The following is a 20099-nucleotide window of genomic DNA, read 5'->3' as shown; positions in this document are numbered from 1 at the left end:
GTATAGTTTTTTATAGTTTCTATTCAACAATTATCAAGGATCTACCCAGCGACCATCAGCTTTAATCAAATTAATCAATTCCTCTACTCCTTGATCTTCAGGTACCTTTTTAATTTCCTCCTTACCGCGATACAGAGAAATATAGCCAGCTTGCTTACCTACATAACCATAGTCAGCATCAGCCATTTCCCCAGGACCATTAACAATACACCCCATCACAGCAATATCTAAGCCAGCGAGGTGTTTAGTAGCTTCGCGCACCTTATGCAGCACTTCCTCTAAATTAAATAAAGTACGACCACAGGACGGACAAGCCACATACTCCACCATTGTTTTCCGCAATCCCAGAGCTTGCAGAATACTGTAGCAAACAGGAATCTCTTTTTCTGGGGCTTCCGTAAGAGAGACACGAATCGTATCACCAATCCCCTCAGCTAGCAGAGTAGCAATACCTGCCGTAGACTTAATCCGTCCATATTCCCCATCCCCGGCTTCAGTAACACCTAAATGCAAAGGGTAATCCATCCCCAACTGATTCATCCGCCTTACCATTAAGCGATAGGCGGCTAGCATCACAGGTACCCGTGATGCCTTGAGGGAGATCACCAAATTGCGGAAATCTAGAGATTCACAGATACGAATAAATTCCAGAGCAGATTCCACCATCCCTTCTGGGGTATCACCATAGGTAAACAGCATCCGTTCCGCTAGGGAACCGTGATTGACTCCGATGCGCATAGCTTTCCCTTGGTCACGGAGGGAAATGACTAGGGGTTCTAGGGTTTCCCGAATTTTTTCCCCAATTTCCTCAAATTCAGCTTCAGTGTATTCACTGCGATTGGCTTTGGGCTTTTCAAAGACATACAATCCTGGATTAATCCGCACCTTATCCACATGCTTGGCAACTTCCAGAGCAATTTTCATGCCATTGTGATGGACATCAGCTACTAGAGGCACCGCTTGATAGGTCGCTGCTAGTTTCTCTTTGATTTGGGCTAGAGCCTTAGCATGTGCCATACTCGGCACAGTGACACGGACAATCTCGCAACCAATCTCGTGCAAGCGGCGAATAGCAGCAACGGAACCATCGATATCTAAGGTATCTTCATTAATCATCGATTGCACCACCACCGGGTATCCCCCGCCAATAGTGACATTAGCCACTCTGACAGGGCGGGTTTGACGGCGGTGGATACTAGTATCGAAAGCTGGTAGTGTAGCAGCCCTTTGAGGTGTGCTTAAAGTTTGCATAACCTGTTAATTACTTTGGCGTAGCGAGAATAGTAGGTTTTCGTATTTATTCTCTTAGGTTCCCATAGAATCAGGCGCTTTTGGCTGACGGGTGAGAGTTTTCTACTCAGGAAAGTCGGGAATCACCCATTTGGGAGGTTGAGATAGTTTCTTGAGTCGTGCTTCTTCTGCCAACTCCAACATTTTGTCCAATGAAGTATCGTTAATGAACTGGGATGCCTCAGCCAGGTATTGTTGATTGGGGCATTTGTCACCTAAGAGACAACCGTTGATGCAGTCTTGGGCACAATTTACATTAACTTCCACAGTACTCTCAGAGATGGTTATAGCTACTAATGACCACCGGGGCAAATTACATTACTCATTGGCTAAAGTCATTGCTCTCAATTTTACCTTTTTCAGGAGTCGCTGGTTTGTCTAAACTTGCTGTTCAAATTCAAATCTCTATATAATATATATATTAAAGGAATTTGTCTCTATGGTAGAGAGCATCTCAACGAACAACAATAATCACCCCAATAATACCCCTAAGCAGGATGATATTAATAAGGAGGATATTACTGAAGCTGAACTACCGAAACAGGAAATAATTCAGCGTTATCAAGAAGTCATCTATCAGTTTTTTTTGAAGGAGGTAAAGGAAAATTATCCAGAAACCGTTTTTCTAGATTTTAAGCAATTGTTTATCTCTTGTGAACTAACGGCAAATTTAGAGGTAAATAAGGCATTATTAGAAATAATTTTACACAACGATTATCAAGTATTTGCTAATACATTTAAGCGTTCATGCTATATAGTAATAAATAATTGGTATTCTCAACGAAACTTTAACTATATAACCAAATTAATCAAGAGTCTTGACAATAGTAAAACTAAAACAAAAAATAGCTTTTCTCAACTAGTTAACCGTCAGATAAATTGGCTAGTGATTTTTCTTGATAGTGATGAATATAATCAACTAAAGCTTTTTAATGAAATCAATTCAAATGCCAAAAGAGGTTATTGGAGTTCTCGCTATGCGTCTTATTTATTAGTTCCTCAATATCTTGATCATAAAAATCCCATAGAACAGCGAAAAATTGCTATAGATATAGCCAAGCAATTAACAGAAAAATTTACATTTGATTTAGCTAGGTATACAGTTCACTATAATTCCCCTGTCTTAAAACCTGAAGACACATATAATCCGACAAATATAGGAAACGAAGTTATTGATATTATTAAAAAAATTGAATCTAAACAGCTATGGTCTAATTACAATTACCAAGCCCGTATTTTTGTTAAGCAAATTAAAAATCTAAATTATAAAGACTTTAAACAAAGTCTGAAAAAATATTTATTAACTTACGTACATAATCATAAATCCTTAGCCATAGTAAATACCAAAATTTCTCAAAAAATCGATCAACTCTACATTGACTATAACCAATCAACTATAACCCTGGACTTAATTCTGCGCACCTCCAGAAGATTAGTTGAGCTTTTTACGACTGAAGATAGTCAGAAACCATCTCCTCTATTTATTTTACTAACAACTCAAGAAGACCCGCTAACTCTGGTTAGTATATTGCTCAAAATTGTTTTAATTTGTAAGTACGTAAAAGCTCATTTAGACGTTTGTATTGCTAAAATAATTCGCTATTACGAAAACTCTCCAGAACAAGAGTGTAAGTGGTTTATAAATTTTTTGGAAGTTTTCAATATTGTTATAGCGATTTACACTCAAAATATTCAATATAATCTCATTAAAATAGAAGATGAACAGCCAGATAATCCGAGGGTTATTTCTTCGGATAGCTATCGAGTTTTTCCCCAATTAAAAGGGTCTGACCTGCGTGGTACTAATCTTAGTGGTGCCGATTTACGTAATACGAAATTAAGGGCTGCTGACCTGCGTGGTGCTAATCTTAGTGGTGCCAATTTAAGTCAGGCTGACTTAAGCCTTGCCAAACTCAGTGGCGCTAACTTAAGTGGTGCTAATCTTAGTGGTGTCAAGTTAATAACAGCTGACTTGAATAGTGCTGATTTGAGTAGTACTAACCTAGGCGGTGCTGATTTACGTCGTACTAATTTACAGCAAGCAAATCTAAGCAATGCCAGTTTGAAGGAGAGTAATCTGATTCATGCTGACTTACAAAATGCTGATTTGAGCGATGCCAACCTTAGTGGTGCTAGTTTGCAAAATGCCAAACTCAGTGGGGTCAACCTTAGTGGTGCTAACCTTAATCGAGCTGACTTACGCCATACTAAGCTCAATCATGCCAACCTCAGGGGTGCCAACTTGAAGCAAGCTAACCTCAACAACGCTAACCTGTGTCAAGCCAACCTGTGTCAAGCCAAGCTAAACCATAGCAATCTCAATCACGTAAACTTAGATGGTGCTAACCTCACTCAGGCTCACCTGCGTGGTGCTTCTCTCAATTATGCTAGCTTAAGGAAAACTAACCTTAGCTATGCTCAATTAAGTCATGCTCAGTTGAGTTATGGAGACCTCAGTGGTAGTGAACTCAGTTATGCTCAACTGCGTCACGTCGATCTGACTAATGCTGACTTGAGTCAGACAAATTTGATGGATACTAACCTATTTGGTAGTAATCTTCAGAAAGCCAATGTCCAAGGTGCTAAATTTTGGTACAACGCAGTTTTGCCTGATAAAATTAAACCTGAGCTAGAACAGCGAGGAGCTATATTTATTGTTAATGGTTAATTTTTATTTAATTTTTAATGGTTAATTGACGAACAACTAAGAATCATAACGTTTTGTAACCATTAAGCTTTCATTCCTAAACATTTAGCTGAATGTTTAGGAATGAAAAGTATTCAATCGGACACAATGCTACAGTTAAAGTGTCTGATATTAATGAACCTGCTTTTGCTTTTGTGCTGCCATGACTAATTCTGCATCGCTAAACACCAGTAAGTTTTGGGACTTTGATTTTACAGCCCCTCAACCAACGCAGGATACGGATTTGCTGAGGCAGCTGAATTTCGTTCCAGGGTTAAAAGAGATTCTCATGGTGCGTCAGGTTCATGCTCTAGAACACGCTACTGTCTGGGTTCTAAGTCAGCGCTATGGTGCTAGTGGTGCTGGTGCAACCCTAAGCACTCCTCGATCAGATAATAATGCTATAGGAGGACTATCAACTGACCAAGGATTTTATCTCTATGGTCAGGTAAATTTGGTTGACTTGAGACGAGCAGTACCAACTGCCCTAGAGCGACTGACTCGGGGAGAATGGGATATGGCTATCCACCCCCGGTGCGGCACGAATCTCTCAGTAGCAGTGTTTTTAGGTGCTGGACTAGGGTTGGCAGTTCATCTGTTACTACCGCGAGGACCGATTGAACAACTGTTGGGTCTTGGCTTTGCAGGGGTGGCTGCTACTCAACTAACACCTGATTTGGGTAACTTAGCGCAACGGTACTTAACTACTGCCATTCCTTTTAACCTCGCGATTGTAGACATTAAGGAAACATCTGATATCTGGGGACGTCCAGCCCATTTTGTCCAGGTGCGATGGCTTGACTAATCTTGAATTGTGATTTGTCCTTGGTTAGATGAGTGCAAGATAACCGACCCACTTATACCAATTATTAAAATTAAGACTACAAATGGAGATGGGGAGCGGTGCGACCCGTGGCGAATTTAATTCGCCTACGGAAAGCGCACCGAGGGAGATTTTGATTCATGGTAATTATCCGGAAATAACATGAGATGCAAGCTTTATATGCAAGCTTGACCACGAAAAAAAATTCCAAATTCAGACGTTATATATCTTACATATAACGTCTGAACTTTGTTTATTTATCCTGGCTGCGATAACATTAACTGGTTCGGAAAAGGGAAGCTTTTCCAGTAGCGCGTCAGCTGACTGCTAATAGCTGAACGCGCACCCGTGCGTGGCACAGGCTTTGACGCTGGGAGGTAGCGCATACGCTTACGCTTAGTTAAACTCTAGCCCCACAGTTTTGAAAAGACTGAGCTCAGTTTTTGAGTGAATCCCAAACTCTGGGATTCACTAGCTTCTTGAACCCCCGCTTCATCCTCTGGTAAATTGCCAGGGGAAATATAGCCTGCAGGAACCACCAGCAACGTAATCCCGTGTCGGCCCACCACGGTCACTTGGTCATCAGGCACAAGGGTAACTTGAGAATCATGATCACATAACCGGGCGGGCCAGTATGTGGCTTTAAATTTGACTCGCCCAGGCTTGGTCGGGGTAATGGTACGTTCTACCTTGCCTACGCCTGGTTGTGAAAATAGGATGGAATCGGGAGCCTGTACATTAATCATGTGTGTTCACCTCGTTTGACTGATTATGTTATTCTGTTCAGCCTGCTTGGTACAAAACGTTTTAACCAGGGAAAATCTGGCAACGTAGGCTGAATGTAAAATTTTTTTTGCCTTAAGTGGCGATTAACCCGTGCCATAGATAGGGTTTCAGTCAACAGAGCATCGGTATTCTCCAGTAATATAGGTATTTTTAGCTTCAACAGAAAATTCCGATCTTCCTGAAAACTAGCCTTAAATTCGGCAACGGAAACGTTTATTGGTTACAGATTAGATACACTTCCTGGCATCGAACGAATGACACAAGGAACCATTCTTCCTCAGGAGAGTAAACACTTCAGGATTAGGGAAGTTAGAGAATTAGAAACATTTTGTTAAAATCCACATCCTTTAAAAGTTTGGTAAGTGCACTACTGTATCCAGGTACAGTCCTTAACACCCTGGAGTAGGACAAATGCGTTCACTGATACACCCTGAAACGATTGAATAACGCTTTCAACCTAAACATGACCTAGAGTGATTATTTAAGGCTCAACCTAGATACAAGACCGCAGACGCAACTGACAAGTTGTAGATACATTGAAGAATAAGTAGATGCACTATGTATTCTTATTCTACGTGTGTAGCTAGGAATCTGCCACCCTAGAGTAAAAGATTTTCATACTACAACAGACAATTGCTACGATAGGTAACTTCCTCCTGGAATAATACCAGATTTTATTGAAAAATGTAACTTATCTGTTGGCACCGGGAAACAAGCTGAAAAATTTCCAATCCCCAAGTCTACTATAAGTTTACATCTTTGATAGGAAATTGGTATAACAATACACAATTGATCATTTTTCCCTGACATCAAAACTATTAAATTATGCAAACTGTTAGTTTAATTAATGCTGATTCCTATAATAGACAACTCTTACGAGGTTCCTTGGAAAGGCTACTAGAACCTTTGGGAGGGATGAGTGCTTTTGTTAAGAAAGGTAATTCGGTTCTGCTTAAACCTAATTTACTTACTGCTGGTCGTCCTGGGAAAGAATGTATCACTCGCCCTGAAATTGTTTACTGCGTCGCTCAACTAGTCAAAGAAGCTGGGGGTAAACCCTTTTTCGGAGATAGCCCAGCCTTTGGGAGTGCTAGGGGTGTGGCTAAGGCAAACGGCTATCTGCCAATGATGGCAGAACTTGATATCCCTATTGTTGAATTCCACGGTAAGGGTTATGAAACTGCTAGCGACACCTTTAATCATCTGCGTTTGTCTAAAGAGGCCATGAATGCGGATGTGGTGATTAACCTACCGAAGGTAAAATCCCACATGCAGTTGACCCTGACCATGGGGGTGAAAAATTTATTCGGCTGTGTTCCGGGAAAAATGAAAGCCTGGTGGCATATGGAAGCAGGTAAGGATGAGACTCGCTTTGGGGAAATGTTGGTGGAAACAGCACGGGCGATTAATCCGCAGTTGACTATTATTGATGGCATTATTGGTCAGGAAGGGAATGGTCCGATTGGTGGTGAACCCAGACATTTAGGGATCTTAGGAGCATCGGAGGATGTCTTTGCTCTCGACCGCTCAATAGTGGAAATTCTAAATGTTGAACCAGCCCTGGTTCCTACCCTGGCAGCTCAAAAACGGCTGGGATTGTTGCCAGACTTAGCAGAGATTGACTTTCCTTACCATCGACCTCTAGAAATCCAAGTCAGGGATTGGAAACTACCTGATACTATGAAACCGATTGATTTTGGTATGCCTCGAGTAATTAAGTCTACCTTTAAGCATTTATATATCCGGCTTATCAAAGAACCAATTAATGCTTATGGTAAAAGCTAGACAGTCAGGGATATTTGGTAAAATTTGCTACAACAGAATCCTAGATTAATCAAGTAACCTAGAGTTACCCTCCGATTGCTTAACCATCCCGCCCTATTGCTAGCGGCGGTTTTTTATTGATTAGTAATCAGTCATTGGTGAATACCAGAAAACTTGTGACTGGCCACAAAGCACTAATCACTAATTACTAATCATTAATCACTAATTACGCTTGCTGGGTATTGGTGAATACCAGAAAACTTGTGACTGGCCACAAAGCACTAATCACTAATCACTAATCACTAATCACTAATCACGCTTGCTGGGTATTGGTAAATACCAGAAAACTTGTTACTAGCCACAAAGCACTAATCACTAATTACTAATCACTAATCACTAATCACGCTTGCTGGGGATTGGTGAATACCAGAAGGCATAGTCCGACTTTGTATAATTAATTACTCTATAGCTCCACTATTGGTCAAGTCCAGCAAACAGTGATAGAGTTATTCGTTACTTTTAAGAGACCGAAGATGAAATTGAAAAAGTCAAACAGCCAGATGCCTTTAGGTTTGAGGAAGTTGCGTTCGCGTAGCCATGTATACTTTGAGCACTCAGCTAATGCGCTACGCGCACGCGTGCGCGTTCAACAATCAGCAGTCACCCTCGGACGTTATGGCGACTTGGGAAGATCCAGTGGGGGATTTCCGCTTTGGTTACAATAATGACTGTCTCTCGTTTATCTAAATTGGTGAGGACTCTGGCTACCTCACCTTTAATTGTGAATACATTAGTACTTTCGAGCTCAATATGATCCCATTTGCTTTGAAGCAGTACCCATTAACATAGAAGTGTCAAAACTTGGTAAACTAACACCTTTGGACAGCCATGTCAGAGCTTGCACTCTCTAAAACTATAGAGTCAATGGCAGTGGCAGCGCCACCCACTCAGGCCGACCTTCCCTGTGACGATGATATACCAATGGAAACCGCACGGCACAAAGCCCAAATGGATCTGCTCATTTATACCCTATCGCCTTGGCTAGACAATAGGTCGGATGGCTATGTCGGTGGCAATATGTTTGTTTACTACAGCGTTGCCCAACTCAAAAATAAGGACTATAAAGGACCAGATTTCTTTGTTGCTCTAGATGTACCCAAGGGAGAGCGTCGAAGCTGGGTGATTTGGGAGGAGGAAAAGGCTCCTGACGTGATTATCGAACTGTTGTCGGCAAGCACTGCTGAGCGTGACAAAAACGAGAAAAAGCAGATTTATCAAAATCAGATGCGTGTGCCAGAGTATTTCTGGTTTGATCCTTTCAATCCAGATGATTGGGCTGGATTTCATCTCCAAAATAGAGTTTACCAACCGATAGAACCTAATGAGCAAAACCAACTGGTATCTCAGGCATTAGGTTTGAGCTTGGTGCGTTGGCATGGTGATTATCACGGTATCGAGGCAACTTGGTTACGCTGGGCAAATTTGGATGGGGAGTTACTGCCCACTTCTGAGGAAAAAGCCGAGCAAGAACGACAAAGAGCTGATCAACAACAACAAAGAGCCGAGCAACAACAACAAAGGGCTGAACAAGCGGAGTCTCAGTTGCAGCAGGTGGCGCAGAACTTGTTAGAACAAGGTATGACAGTGGAGCAGGTGGCAAATTTAACCGGTCTGTCTGAATCTCAGGTGGCAGAATTTGGTAACTAAAAGGAGGGTTTGTCTGATTTTCTGTCCCCTTGGTTAGTGGAGTTTTGGTAATCAAGCTATGGGATGCTAAGTATTTAGCTGCTACGGCAACACATTTACACTGATGTCTATTGTGTTGGAATTGATAACCAAGATCCAAATAAAAGCTGATAGCTGATAGCACCTCAAGTAGTGTGCGTGGCACAGGCTTTGGCCTTGGCCAAAAGGCCACGCGGGGCGCGTTTGGCCACGCTGTGCGAACGACGCGCTTGAGGTAGCGCATTAGCTGACGGCTGAATGCTCAGCATCGTGAGACAATAGACCATTAGTTAAGAAAATGACTTCAGTGACACCTCAACCTGCCAAACATAAAAAAGCGAGAGCCTTAAAACCAAGTAGCCGACGCCCTGCCAAGGAACTGTGTAGCGAGTGCGGGCTTTGTGATACATACTATATCCATTATGTCAAGGAAGCTTGTGCATTCTTAAACCAGCAAATAGCTGACTTGGAAACAAAAGCCCATGGGCGTAGTCGCAATCTAGATCATCCAGATGATTGGTACTTTGGTGTTAACCAGAAGATGATCACGGCTAAGAAGATTAACCCCATAGAAGGGGCGCAGTGGACAGGAATTGTCAGTACCATTGCTATGGAAATGCTCAAGCAGGGTAAAGTTGAAGGTGTAGTCTGTGTCCAAAACACTGAAGAAGACCGCTTTCAGCCAATGCCGATCATTGCTCGTACCCCAGAGGAGGTGTTAGCAGCACGGGTCAATAAGCCTACCTTGTCTCCTAACCTCTCTGTGTTAGAGCAAATAGAACAATCAGGGATGAAGCGATTATTAGTAATTGGTGTTGGCTGCCAAATCCAAGCATTGCGATCAGTGCAAAACGAACTCGGTTTAGAAAAACTCTATGTTTTAGGTACGCCCTGTGTCGATAATGTCAACCGTGAGGGGTTGCAAAAATTTCTAGAAACCACCAGCCGTTCACCAGAAACAGTGGTACATTACGAGTTTATGCAGGATTTCCGGATTCACTTTAAACATGAGGATGGCTCGATTGAGAAAGTACCGTTCTTTGGCTTAAAGACTAATCAACTCAAAGATGTGTTTGCCTCCTCTTGCATGAGTTGTTTTGACTATGTCAACTCCCTAGCAGATTTAGTGGTAGGTTACATGGGAGCCCCCTTTGGTTGGCAGTGGATTCTGGTTCGTAATGACATTGGGCAAGAATTGTTGGATGTGGTCCAAGACCAGTTGGAAACTCAACCAGTCATGTCAAAAGGCGATCGCAAACAGGCAGTGCAACAGAGTATTCCTGCCTATGACAAGGGAGTTACGTTACCGATGTGGGCAGCAAAAATGATGGGAGTGGTGATTGAAAAAATAGGTCCGAAAGGATTGGAGTATGCTCGTTTTTCCATTGACTCCCACTTCACCCGCAACTATTTATATATAAAGCGCAATCATCCAGAAAAGTTAGAGGCACATGTGCCAGAGTATGCCAAGCGGATTGTAGAACAGTACAAGTTGCCAGACTAAAAACTGAGGGATTGGTGCGGTTCGGTAGGGTAAGCTTCCGCGCTTATGCGATCGCTAGCCAACGCCCTTCGGGCTAATCGCCTTTGGCGCGGCTGAGGCCTTTGGCCACGCTTCGCGTTCGCGTAGCGTCGGCAAAGCCGAAACGCCGATCGCCTTTGGCGCAGCAAAGCTGATCGCGTGCCTTCCAACTCAGCTATTGTCGAGAGAAATTATAGGTATCTGAATTCTGAATTAAGACCCCATGAATTAGTCTTTTGAGTCTGCTTTTGATGTCCCTATTTCTCCAACCCCTTGAGAGAGTTGAGTCGTTTCTGATTTAGGCATAATCACCGACTCTATACTCTCCCCCTCATCCAATCGTTTAGCCACTTCTAGAATTGTATCTGCGATCACTACTGGAATCCTTACTGCTTTCGTTTGACCCAGATTCCACTTCGGCTTCCGACCACTATTGTCTCGATAACCACCACGGGGCATAACTTTACCTCACCTCTGAATCTGAAATAGTACGTTTTCCTTCTATTCTACAATCTTCGGTTAATTCAATAGCTAGAGCTTGTAAAACTTAAATATTTAGTTATTTTTATACAAAATCTGCTAATCGTAATTTTTTGTCTATTTCGTACTTTTTATGATAAAATTAAGCATTAAATTCTACCAAATGAGCTATCCTAAGCGGAAACTCCCAAAATTTATGAAGTAGGTTTACCTGATATTTTGGAGCATTTTTAGTAGCCGTAGTCTATAAAAAACTTGAGTTCACTTCGGTAGACTTAGTTCCTTTAGCCCAAAGCTTTAGCCTGAAAGCTAGATTCCGGACTTGACCAATGGTGTATGTATCGATTGCCAATAATTAGCCTATAATAAACCGTTTTTTTTACCTAGATTAACGGTTCTAAGCAAGTTATTTATGAGAAACCCAGTTTATGATTTTTTGAATTATAAGCGTGTTACAATTTGATGTGCAGAATGTGAATTAAGGCGTGCTTATCACCATGAAATAGTCCTGAGGAAAAAAGGAGGGATATCATAGTCTGTTATTCTTTCCTGTTCTGTAGCTGATCTCCCTATCTCCCCATGACCTAATCTGATCACCTGATCACTTTTCTTGCCAGACTTTTAGCCAAGTAGTTAGTGCTTGCGGCATTTATGGATCTAGCGGTCGTTTCATAGCGGTAACAAAATCCTCATCTGGGTCACCTCTTTTGGCTTTTACTAGTGAGCGCGTTCTTTAATTCTGTAAATAGACGCCCCGCACACTGCTATAGCACTGTGGCTGTTTCTTCACAACAAAATACTCGCAGATGTAGCCTGTTCAAATCTCCTCTAAAAAATCTTTGATATAGTCGTGATACAGTAAGGATTCTTTTAAAAATGAATCATGTCCGATCTCGGACGAAATAGTAACAAATTTGTTTGAAATATGATACTTATTAAGAATATCTCTTAACATCAATTGGTCTTCAGGAAAAAAACAAGTATCTGAATTCACAGAAAAAACCAACCATTCCTGTGTTTGACATCTCTCAAAGGCTTCTTTTTCTATTTCTACTCCTTGAAATAGTGATATAATTCTCAAATAGCTATGGGGACAAAAGCGTTTTGTGAATTGCTGACTGTTGTAAAATAAAAACGATTCGATAGGATATTTAAAATTTTCTTGAGGATATAAAAAATCGGGACATATGTCACTTTTGTTTTTGATAGTTTTAGCTAGATATCGAAGTGGACAATAGTGTTTGAGAGCGATCAGTATTGCCAACATTAATCCCCGCTTGGCGTATTCATCACTATTATTGATACTCAGGTGAGATTTGAGGGTAAGAATCTGCTCCAAATTATTGACGATTTGTGATTCATTTGTTTTAATTGAAGCGCTAAGAGAAATAACTTTTTTAACTCTTTGGGAATATCGCACAGCAAAATCGTGTGCCAGCATCCCTCCAAGGGAGGCTCCAACAACGGCATAAACCTCGTTTATATTAAGATAGTCTAGCAACCGAACTTGGCTGTCTACAACATCAGTATGGGCGATGAAAGGAAACTTATCGAGGTAGGGGTGATTGGTGTCTGGGTTAATAGATAGAGGTCCGGTGGAACCGTAGCAACCTCCTAAATAGTTAGCACAAATAATGAAATAATCATCTGTATCAAAAGCACAATTATTCCCAACAAAATCATTCCACCAACCTTCCTGACATTCATGATTCCATAGATTATGTCCTGTAGGATCGTAATCGTCATAACCACTCAAATTCTGACTGCTTGTGAGTACGTGGAAAATCAAAATGGTATTGTTACGCTCTTTGTTTAACTTTCCATAAGTTTTATAGGCTAGGGTGACGAAATCCAGTTTCTCACCGTTGGCAAGCCAAAGCGGGTTTTCAGGGGTAGCCACTTGGCAAAATTTACTGCGTTGTAATTCTTTAGTTGATAAATTCATGCTCATAAATTTGTTGGCCTATTTCAGCACTTTTGTTAACAACTTCTTGGACGATATCAGATGTAGTTCGGAAATTAACAAAGCAAGCTCTCAGACAAATAATATTTGAGTGTAGCAAAGCTTGAGAAATGCAGGCGATACCGCGCTGCGCCATTTCCTCTATAATTCTTCTATGCAAAAGGTTTTCTCTCTCTAGCGTGAGTTGATGAGTTGGCAAGTACCGCCAGCACACAATAGACGTCACTGTCGGAGTCATCAGCTCTAAAGAGGGATGTTGGTCAATTAAACTGGCCATATATTTGGCCAACATAAAATCATTTTCAATCGATTCCTTAAAAGCATTTATTCCCCTGGCAATTAACGGAAGCCAAACTCTAATTGCTCTAAATGGACGAGAATTTTCCGGAGTTAAATTGACAAAATCAAAACTATCTTGATTACTTAAAGATGGCTCCAAATAGGTAACTTGATTGCCAAAGGTTTGAGAAAGTAATCCTTGATGATTGACCAGTGTAACGGCTGTATCAATAGGGCTGTACAACCATTTATGAGGATCAAAGACTAAAGAGTCGCCAAGATTGATGTGATGTAATTCTGAAGGTGCCTTCTCTGCAAGTATCCCTAACGCACCATAAGAACCGTCAATATGAAACCATAATTTTTCCTGTTTGGCAATTTTTGCTAGTTCAGAAATCGGGTCGATTGCACCACATCCTACTGTTCCGGTCGTACCGATAACAACGGCGGGAATTGCACCTGTTTCTCGGTCTTGCTTGATTGCTGTAGTTAGCAGATCTAGGTTGATGCGATAATTATCATCGCTGGGAATAATTCGCAAAGCTTTTGTTCCCAATCCTAGCAATTCCAAAGCTTGCCTGTGACAGTAGTGTGCTTGGTCGCTCACGTAAAATCGCAATTTAGCCCCAAGTTGGCTGATTCCTTTTTCTCGAACGTCCTGACAAAAGTATTGTCGAGCAGCCGACAGTGCGATCATGTTGGCAAATTGCCCCCCACTGGAATATACTCCTTCTGTCTGTTGGGGGAATTTAAAAATGGTTTTAAACCACTCAATTGTTTGAAGTTCAATAACTGTGGCAGCAGGAGCAATACGCCACAAGTTGGTATTTTGATTGAGTGCAGCCGCCAAAAAAGTGGCAAGAACTCCTACCGGATCGGGTGAGGAAGTAATATAGGCTAAAAAGCGAGGATGCCCGTTATAACCGCTGTAAGCGATTAGTTTTTGGAGTTTGTCTTCGATATCTTTTACTGGCAGTGCTGTCTCGGGAAAGGGAATAGCAAGCTCTTGATAAATGGTGCTTGAATTTTCTGTTGGTATTGGAGAATAACTCTCCCAATTTAAGGAACAATCTTTTACAAGTTTTCCTATTTTATCTATTGCTATGTTCCATTGATTTTAATCCCAATTAAAATTGGGATTAAAATCAATTTTTTCTTCAATTATTTTCCCAGAATTTTTGGGTTCACGTTTACTTCCGGCAAGAGGATAATCGAAGCCATTATCAATATTAAAGTCGGGTTTTTCATCCGTCATTTTTAAACCTCCTCACCCAGAGCTTAAGTAATACAGTTTCTCTGTAATCATCCAATGGATAATTATTCTTGATTATTCCCTAAAAGTCAACTGGAACTAACGGAGCGAGAGTGCTGCCCCACTGGCTTCTTCACCGTAGGGATCGCTCCCAAACAATTTCGGACATTTACTTTTCACACAGGCTCTAGTCATTTACTGGTCGAATAGGAACTTGAACTTCACTGCGCTTTAGGGGTTCCGGGACAAAGGGAGAATCATAGAAAAAGCGACGGGGTGTACCAGCGACGGTATACTCGGAGTGTTGGGCTAACCATTCCTTCAACTGCTCAATACTTTGTTGGTAGCTGACATAACTATAGGTACCTTTCATGCCAAGGCTGACTACGGTCATCGGTGGTATGTCTTCTACCTTAATATTCCCTTCAATCTGCTCAGGAGTGATATTACGACGGTTATATAGAAATGATACATAAGCCTCACCAACCTGAGCAAAGAAATCTCCCTGGGTAGTTTCCAGGGTACTGATCGGATAACGAGTTTCTACCGGAGCAGTCATGGAAATATCGTTAGAGCTAATATGGCGGTACAGGGTGCTAAAAGCACGATTACCTGCCTCAGACAGCTCCCCAGAGTAGGGTACTGTGGCAGCGCGATAGGCAGGGTAGTGTTTGATTTCGATTTTGCCAGCTGGGGTAGGAGGTGGAAACCCTTCTGGTAGAGGAGCAGAGGCAGCACTGAACACTCTCCATCCTAGTAAGACAATTGCCAGTAAGCCTACAGGCAAGAGAAATTTGGATAGCTTCATCAGGGCGATAAATTAACTAACAGTGAAAAGTAAGCATATGCGCTACGCGCACGCTACGCCCACAGCTATCTGCTTTGTGGCACAGGCTTTGGCCAAGGCCAAAAGGCCACGCGGGGCGCGTTTGGCCACGCGGGGCGAACGACGCTGTGACGTAACGAATGCTTACGATCAATATTAGTTTCACATAGGGTTTGTATTTAAGATGTAAACTTAGGATGTCTTTTTTTATTTAAGCATTTAGATAATGCGCTACGCGCATTATTTAAATGCTTAATGCTTACACTATAACTAATGAATTACTGGTTAATGAAGTCGGAGCCACAAGTCTATAGCATCACTGATCTGGAAAAAGAAGGGAAAACAATTTGGGATGGGGTTCGTAATTACCAAGCTCGAAACTTTCTGCGTGAAATGAAGGAGGGAGACTTAGCTTTTTTTTACCATTCCAACACCAAACCCCCTGGAATTGTGGGCTTAATGGAAATTGTTAAAAGTGAAGTAGTTGACCCGACTCAATTTGACCAAACTAGCCGTTACTACGACCCCAAATCAAGTGTTGAATCTCCTCGCTGGCATACTGTGGTAGTGCAATTTGTCGAGGTTTTTCCCCATTTTCTAGAGCTTTCAACCCTTAAACAGCAGTTTAGTGACCAAGAGCTATGGGTGACCAGACGTGGAAATCGACTCTCGGTGATGCCAGTTTCTCAGGCAGTAGCTCATAAAATTATAGGTATCACTAAAGCTACAAACCCAAGTCAAAGGTAATATTTCAGCCAGATGAATGCATGAGCAAGTTGTCACGAGCAGTAAAATTGCGACGACGTCTACGACTTTGGGGGTTATTAACCCTAGCACTGTTCTTGTCTGGCTGGCTGCTAATGAACACTCTGAGATTGAACGCAGCCGCATCAGCACCTGTGGATACTTTCTTTGTCCTAGGGGGGAGTATTCGTCGAGAAATGCATGTTGCTGAATTAGCCAAACAGTACCCAGACAAGCGAATTCTGATTTCTCATGGATCCCCAGACCCCTGCATTTGGCTAATTTTTCAGCGGGAGATGGCATCTTCGGAACAGGTTTGGTTAGAAAACTGCGCCAATTCTACCTTTGGTAACTTTTTCTTTAGTATCCCAATTTTCCGGCGCTGGGGTGTTCGTAGGGTTAAGTTAATAACCTCTGGGACCCATCTACCACGGGCTCAGTGGATGGGGCAAATTCTTCTGGGAGCTCATGGGATTTGGGTAGACACAGAGTTGGTGGAAGAGAAAGGTATTCCTGGTAATGCTGAATCCCCTCTCAAAACTGGGCTAGACATTGCTCGCAGCTTAGTTTGGGCGCTGCTGTCTCAAGTAATTCAACCCCGATGCTCTGATCTAATCCAGCTGACGGATGTAGACATGAAGGCTTGGCGTGAGTCGGGTTTCAAGTGTGAGCGTCAGGGGGGAATTTCATCAGGTGCGACCCGTGGCGAATTTAATTCTTAATGGTAAGAGCGCACCTAGGGCGATTTGATCTCTACTGTCAGGGGTGCAAACCAAAAGCAAGAATCCCCGTCTCTGAGCGAGCGGGGAGTGTCAATTAACCCAAAGGTTCAACTGAGCCATTATTTGACTATGCGCTTCCAGGGAGCAAAGCCATTTTCAACACCTTTAAGACTAGCAGCCAAGCTGGGGTAATGTCTGAGCACAATACTAATGAAAGTGTTCTTTTCAATCCAGTCCAGACCAAATTGAGTATAGATTTCGGCAGTGTAATCCTTGGTAAAGAAGCGATCGCTTTTCAGTCGTCGGGATGCCATCAGGATGAATATCCGAAAAGCGGTATCGCTGAAACCAAATCCCTTAGGAGGATTCTCGGCAAACATACCTATCATTAGGTCTACACTATCGATATCATTGTTGTAAACCTCCCGCAATTCTTTCGCCCATTCTGGCTTATCAGTGATTTCCTCGAAGGATTTGGCTCGATCGCGACCAATTAGTTCCCGGAACTGGTTGTAGCGGGGAACTCCTCGCTCCCGATCTCGGAGGATATCTACAGCAGCTAAGTCAAATACTTCACCGTTGTCCCTCACTAGTTGCTGCAATTTCTTTGGATAATTGTAAAGGGTGACAGCACCAGGGTGGCTGATTCCAAAGGAGTAGAATAAATCAGCTATATCTACCTGTTCCAGAATGGCACGTGAGCGCTTGCCGGACACTTCAAAAAAGTCTTTCGTCAGCACCTCTTTACCGTCTTTAACCGAGTAAAACTGGAATTCATCGGGGATGAGGGGATGCATCCGATACACAGAAACGAATTCTTCGGTGAGGTAGTAGGGAGCACTGTGGTGGTCAGTAGATGAGCCGATAATGCCGCTGATTACTTCATTGTCCCCAACACGCCCAAAACGATTTTTGAATTCATCACCCAACATACCCCACCAATTCCATCTCATGGCAACTTGCAAGGCGGGATGTCCCAGGATGCCCGGAGTCCATTCCACAGTATGAATTTTAGCCAGCAAGGCAGCATTAATCAGTCGAGCGTGGTCGAACAGGTCATCATCTGTCCAGTCAGGGTATTGTTTTTTGAGATGATCACAGATAGTGTTGTGCTCTTTGACGAACAGGATATGCAACATGCTTAGTCCTATCCACCAGTTATCGTCAAAGCCCACAATATCGACTCCTTTCTCTGGGTTGACAGGTAACAAACCGTCATCACCAATGATCATCTTACCATCGACATGGCTACGCACCTTATCAATAGTTTCCTGATTACTGCCATAGATTTGGGAAGCATCCCACCAGTGAGTTTCTTGGTTGATAAAGGTTGGGGGATTTTTGGTATCGTCTTCAGAACGAGTAGGGTCTTTTGGAGTTTTTTCGATTTCCAGAGGTCGATGCTCTTTGGGCCAGGGGTCATCCTGTTCCAGAGGAATCTCGATTTTCTCTTCGGAATCATTAAAGGTATGAGAAAACCAATCGTGAGTCTGGAATTGAATCCAAGCTGCAGCTGTTAGGTTTAAGGTCGAAGCTGGGACAAATTCATCCCGCGTCAATAACTTCCGACTGATCGTACGGGGGTTGGGATTGAGTAAATTCTTTTCGTCGGGGTAAGCGTGTTTCAGGGCTACATTGCGTCCAAAGCGGGTGCCAGCCATCCCCATTTTGGGATCATTGGGGTCATTAAATGAACCATCCGCTGTGCGAATTTTAAGATGGCGACCATCAGGACTAGGAGTCGGTTCAGGGGGCTCCCCTTTTGTGGGTAATTGGGAGGTATCGTGCAGGTTTTCTTCCCGCATATTCTCGCGGAATTTATTTAATTTGAACAGGGCTAGAGGAGTAGGAAACTTATGCCAAGGTTTCTTTGCCATTTTGCTAATTCCTTTAGTTTTTATTACCGAGGTATTTAGTGTTTTAGGTTAGGGAGTGTCAGGAATTACGGTCAGAGCTTACTGCTTACTACTAAGCTTAGGTGAATAGGACTGAGCCTGATCTTAATTAATGCTTAATTCACCGTTGTCTAGCTCTTTCTATTTCTTAGTTTTTTTATGTTTATCATAACTCATTAATTTATAAATTAAAGAGGATTGACTAATAAATCTAGTGTTGTATAATTGTCTGGGATTGACAGTACCCATCTTGGGTACTCTTTGCAGATAAGTTCACTGTCAAGAAATTCCACAGTCAACCGTCAAGGGTTAACAAATTGGATATCCTGTTCTTGGAAGTACGCTGGTAGAGGGTCTCGGGAGAGTACATTGGTTTTGGATGTGAGCTGCTGCTGGTCTAGGAGAATTGCGATCGCACTCTTACACACAAACAGGATCAAATCCCTTCCGGGACAAGTACGAGACCCTCTCAGAAACAAATTGGAGTAAGTCGAATTGTCTTGATCGCTAAGATCTAGCCACCGTTGAGGTACAAACGAATCGGTGGATGGGTCTAGTGACCGTTCCCGTTGCATAATCGGGAAAAAGTGCAGAATTTCCATGTCTGGCGGAATACGGGTGTTATTATACCTGTCGCCAGCTGTTGTAATGTGAAAGGTTCTGGTCACTGGAGGGAACAAACGACCAGTTTCCAACAAACAAGCTTCTAAATAGCTGAGTTTAGCAATGGTTGAGGCTTGCTCCACCGAACCCGCTTCCTTGATTTCCTGTCGCACGCGTTCGAGCACCTCTGGTCTAGAGGTAATCATAGTCAGGGTTCTCGCCAGCAAGTCAGTTCCTGAACCAGTAAAGGTAAACATCCAGTGGGGGATTTGTTGCAGGAGTTCCTCTTGGGTAGTGTAGGGCTTTATGCCATGAGCCATAGACAACAGGGAGGGCTTTTCAGAGGCTTCGCTGCCTTCCCAAAGCTGTTCAAGAGTTTGATAAAATTTTTCTAAACGCTTGGTTTCAAACCTTCCCAATAGAATCCGCTTAATCGGATTTCCGACCATTGAGAATAACACCTGTATATCCTTGATCAACCGCTCAGGAGCAACATTTTCCCCAAACACAATGCCAAGCATTGCTTGACCCATACATTTCCGGATATCCTCAATGTTGGATACTGGCTTTGAAAAAGCACGATGTACCTGTTCTAGGAAAGCCTGTTGGTACTGGTGCTGGCAACCTGTGCCAAGCACTCCCTCGTTATAAGGTCTCAGGCGCTGCCACTGCTGATCATGGCTGATAGTGAGGGCGTTGGGGGCAAGGAAAGACATACCATCCTTCTTGAGAGTTCGGA

The 20099-nt window shown here is 42.6% G+C and carries 17 protein-coding genes; 7 read left to right on the top strand and 10 right to left on the bottom strand.

Going from position 1 to position 20099, the window contains the following annotated elements; genetic code table 11:
* Positions 1 to 33 precede the first annotated feature (33 nt).
* Positions 34 to 1251: a (E)-4-hydroxy-3-methylbut-2-enyl-diphosphate synthase gene (ispG, locus tag F6K52_RS08475; protein ID WP_293076347.1), complete on the bottom strand. Its 1218-nt coding sequence runs from the start codon at positions 1249 to 1251 to the stop codon at positions 34 to 36.
* Positions 1252 to 1353: 102 nt separating this feature from the next.
* Positions 1354 to 1557 carry a hypothetical protein gene (locus F6K52_RS08470; RefSeq protein ID WP_293076345.1) on the bottom strand — a complete coding sequence of 68 codons (204 nt, stop codon included), beginning with the start codon at positions 1555 to 1557 and terminating at the stop codon, positions 1354 to 1356.
* Positions 1558 to 1729: 172 nt separating this feature from the next.
* Between F6K52_RS08470 and F6K52_RS08465 the strand changes: the two genes are divergently transcribed.
* Both F6K52_RS08465 and F6K52_RS08460 read left to right on the top strand, forming a co-directional pair.
* Positions 1730 to 3958, top strand: coding sequence for a pentapeptide repeat-containing protein (locus F6K52_RS08465; RefSeq protein WP_293076343.1), 2229 nt, complete (start codon positions 1730 to 1732; stop codon positions 3956 to 3958).
* A 181-nt stretch (positions 3959 to 4139) separates the two neighbouring features.
* Positions 4140 to 4781, top strand: coding sequence for a DUF6391 domain-containing protein (locus tag F6K52_RS08460; RefSeq protein ID WP_293076341.1), 642 nt, complete (start codon positions 4140 to 4142; stop codon positions 4779 to 4781).
* 425 nt (positions 4782 to 5206) lie between these two features.
* Here the strand turns inward: F6K52_RS08460 and F6K52_RS08455 are convergent, their stop codons facing one another.
* The gene (locus F6K52_RS08455; RefSeq protein ID WP_293076339.1) at positions 5207 to 5545 is read right to left on the bottom strand and encodes an NfeD family protein; all 339 of its coding nucleotides are present in this window, start codon (positions 5543 to 5545) and stop codon (positions 5207 to 5209) included.
* A gap of 865 nt (positions 5546 to 6410) precedes the next feature.
* Between F6K52_RS08455 and F6K52_RS08450 the strand changes: the two genes are divergently transcribed.
* The 3 genes from F6K52_RS08450 (at position 6411) to F6K52_RS08440 (ending at position 10578) form a co-directional block, all read left to right on the top strand.
* Entirely contained in the window at positions 6411 to 7370 is a 960-nt protein-coding gene (locus F6K52_RS08450; RefSeq protein WP_293076336.1) for a DUF362 domain-containing protein, read from the top strand.
* A gap of 867 nt (positions 7371 to 8237) precedes the next feature.
* A complete protein-coding gene (locus F6K52_RS08445; protein ID WP_293076334.1) occupies positions 8238 to 9056 on the top strand; it encodes a Uma2 family endonuclease in 819 nt (272 codons plus the stop codon).
* Positions 9057 to 9372: 316 nt separating this feature from the next.
* The gene (locus tag F6K52_RS08440; RefSeq protein ID WP_293076332.1) at positions 9373 to 10578 is read left to right on the top strand and encodes a Coenzyme F420 hydrogenase/dehydrogenase, beta subunit C-terminal domain; all 1206 of its coding nucleotides are present in this window, start codon (positions 9373 to 9375) and stop codon (positions 10576 to 10578) included.
* A gap of 246 nt (positions 10579 to 10824) precedes the next feature.
* Here F6K52_RS08440 and F6K52_RS08435 read toward each other — a convergent pair whose 3' ends face one another.
* From F6K52_RS08435 to F6K52_RS08415, 5 genes are all read right to left on the bottom strand, one after another.
* The gene (locus F6K52_RS08435; RefSeq protein WP_293076330.1) at positions 10825 to 11055 is read right to left on the bottom strand and encodes a hypothetical protein; all 231 of its coding nucleotides are present in this window, start codon (positions 11053 to 11055) and stop codon (positions 10825 to 10827) included.
* Between the two features lie 838 nt (positions 11056 to 11893).
* Entirely contained in the window at positions 11894 to 13027 is a 1134-nt protein-coding gene (locus F6K52_RS08430) for an alpha/beta fold hydrolase (protein ID WP_293076328.1), read from the bottom strand.
* Positions 13005 to 14315, bottom strand: a complete 1311-nt coding sequence (locus tag F6K52_RS08425) for a pyridoxal-dependent decarboxylase (protein ID WP_293076365.1) — start codon at positions 14313 to 14315, stop codon at positions 13005 to 13007. Before F6K52_RS08425 ends, F6K52_RS08430 begins: the two co-directional genes overlap by 23 nt.
* 120 nt (positions 14316 to 14435) lie before the next feature.
* On the bottom strand, positions 14436 to 14573 hold the full coding sequence (locus tag F6K52_RS08420) for a hypothetical protein (RefSeq protein ID WP_293076326.1): 138 nt from the start codon (positions 14571 to 14573) through the stop codon (positions 14436 to 14438).
* Positions 14574 to 14757: 184 nt separating this feature from the next.
* A complete protein-coding gene (locus F6K52_RS08415; RefSeq protein WP_293076324.1) occupies positions 14758 to 15378 on the bottom strand; it encodes a heme-binding protein in 621 nt (206 codons plus the stop codon).
* A 291-nt stretch (positions 15379 to 15669) separates the two neighbouring features.
* Here F6K52_RS08415 and F6K52_RS08410 point away from each other — a divergent pair, with 291 nt between their 5' ends.
* Both F6K52_RS08410 and F6K52_RS08405 read left to right on the top strand, forming a co-directional pair.
* Complete coding sequence (locus tag F6K52_RS08410; RefSeq protein ID WP_293076323.1) at positions 15670 to 16143, top strand: EVE domain-containing protein; 474 nt, start codon at positions 15670 to 15672, stop codon at positions 16141 to 16143.
* Positions 16144 to 16163: 20 nt separating this feature from the next.
* Positions 16164 to 16862 carry a YdcF family protein gene (locus tag F6K52_RS08405; protein ID WP_293076321.1) on the top strand — a complete coding sequence of 233 codons (699 nt, stop codon included), beginning with the start codon at positions 16164 to 16166 and terminating at the stop codon, positions 16860 to 16862.
* Between the two features lie 119 nt (positions 16863 to 16981).
* On the opposite strand, the gene F6K52_RS08400 is transcribed toward F6K52_RS08405, so the two are convergent.
* The gene (locus F6K52_RS08400; protein WP_293076319.1) at positions 16982 to 18739 is read right to left on the bottom strand and encodes a peroxidase family protein; all 1758 of its coding nucleotides are present in this window, start codon (positions 18737 to 18739) and stop codon (positions 16982 to 16984) included.
* Between the two features lie 320 nt (positions 18740 to 19059).
* Positions 19060 to 20099 (bottom strand): cytochrome P450 (locus F6K52_RS08395; protein ID WP_293076317.1); only part of this gene is annotated, 1040 nt, incomplete at its 5' end.

It is taken from the genome of Moorena sp. SIO3H5, assembly GCF_010692395.1.
GTDB lineage: Bacteria > Cyanobacteriota > Cyanobacteriia > Cyanobacteriales > Coleofasciculaceae > Moorena.
This window is presented reverse-complemented; position numbering and strand designations above follow the sequence as displayed.

Coding starts and splice junctions, on each gene's coding strand:
- F6K52_RS08445 (WP_293076334.1), top strand. CDS start 8,238: ATGTCAGAGCTTGCACTCTCTAAAACTATAGAGTCAATGGCAGTGGCA.
- F6K52_RS08400 (WP_293076319.1), bottom strand. CDS start 18,739: ATGGCAAAGAAACCTTGGCATAAGTTTCCTACTCCTCTAGCCCTGTTC.
- F6K52_RS08415 (WP_293076324.1), bottom strand. CDS start 15,378: ATGAAGCTATCCAAATTTCTCTTGCCTGTAGGCTTACTGGCAATTGTC.
- F6K52_RS08460 (WP_293076341.1), top strand. CDS start 4,140: ATGACTAATTCTGCATCGCTAAACACCAGTAAGTTTTGGGACTTTGAT.
- F6K52_RS08420 (WP_293076326.1), bottom strand. CDS start 14,573: ATGACGGATGAAAAACCCGACTTTAATATTGATAATGGCTTCGATTAT.
- F6K52_RS08435 (WP_293076330.1), bottom strand. CDS start 11,055: ATGCCCCGTGGTGGTTATCGAGACAATAGTGGTCGGAAGCCGAAGTGG.
- F6K52_RS08450 (WP_293076336.1), top strand. CDS start 6,411: ATGCAAACTGTTAGTTTAATTAATGCTGATTCCTATAATAGACAACTC.
- F6K52_RS08430 (WP_293076328.1), bottom strand. CDS start 13,027: ATGAGCATGAATTTATCAACTAAAGAATTACAACGCAGTAAATTTTGC.
- F6K52_RS08405 (WP_293076321.1), top strand. CDS start 16,164: ATGAGCAAGTTGTCACGAGCAGTAAAATTGCGACGACGTCTACGACTT.
- F6K52_RS08455 (WP_293076339.1), bottom strand. CDS start 5,545: ATGATTAATGTACAGGCTCCCGATTCCATCCTATTTTCACAACCAGGC.
- F6K52_RS08440 (WP_293076332.1), top strand. CDS start 9,373: ATGACTTCAGTGACACCTCAACCTGCCAAACATAAAAAAGCGAGAGCC.
- F6K52_RS08465 (WP_293076343.1), top strand. CDS start 1,730: ATGGTAGAGAGCATCTCAACGAACAACAATAATCACCCCAATAATACC.
- ispG (WP_293076347.1), bottom strand. CDS start 1,251: ATGCAAACTTTAAGCACACCTCAAAGGGCTGCTACACTACCAGCTTTC.
- F6K52_RS08410 (WP_293076323.1), top strand. CDS start 15,670: ATGAATTACTGGTTAATGAAGTCGGAGCCACAAGTCTATAGCATCACT.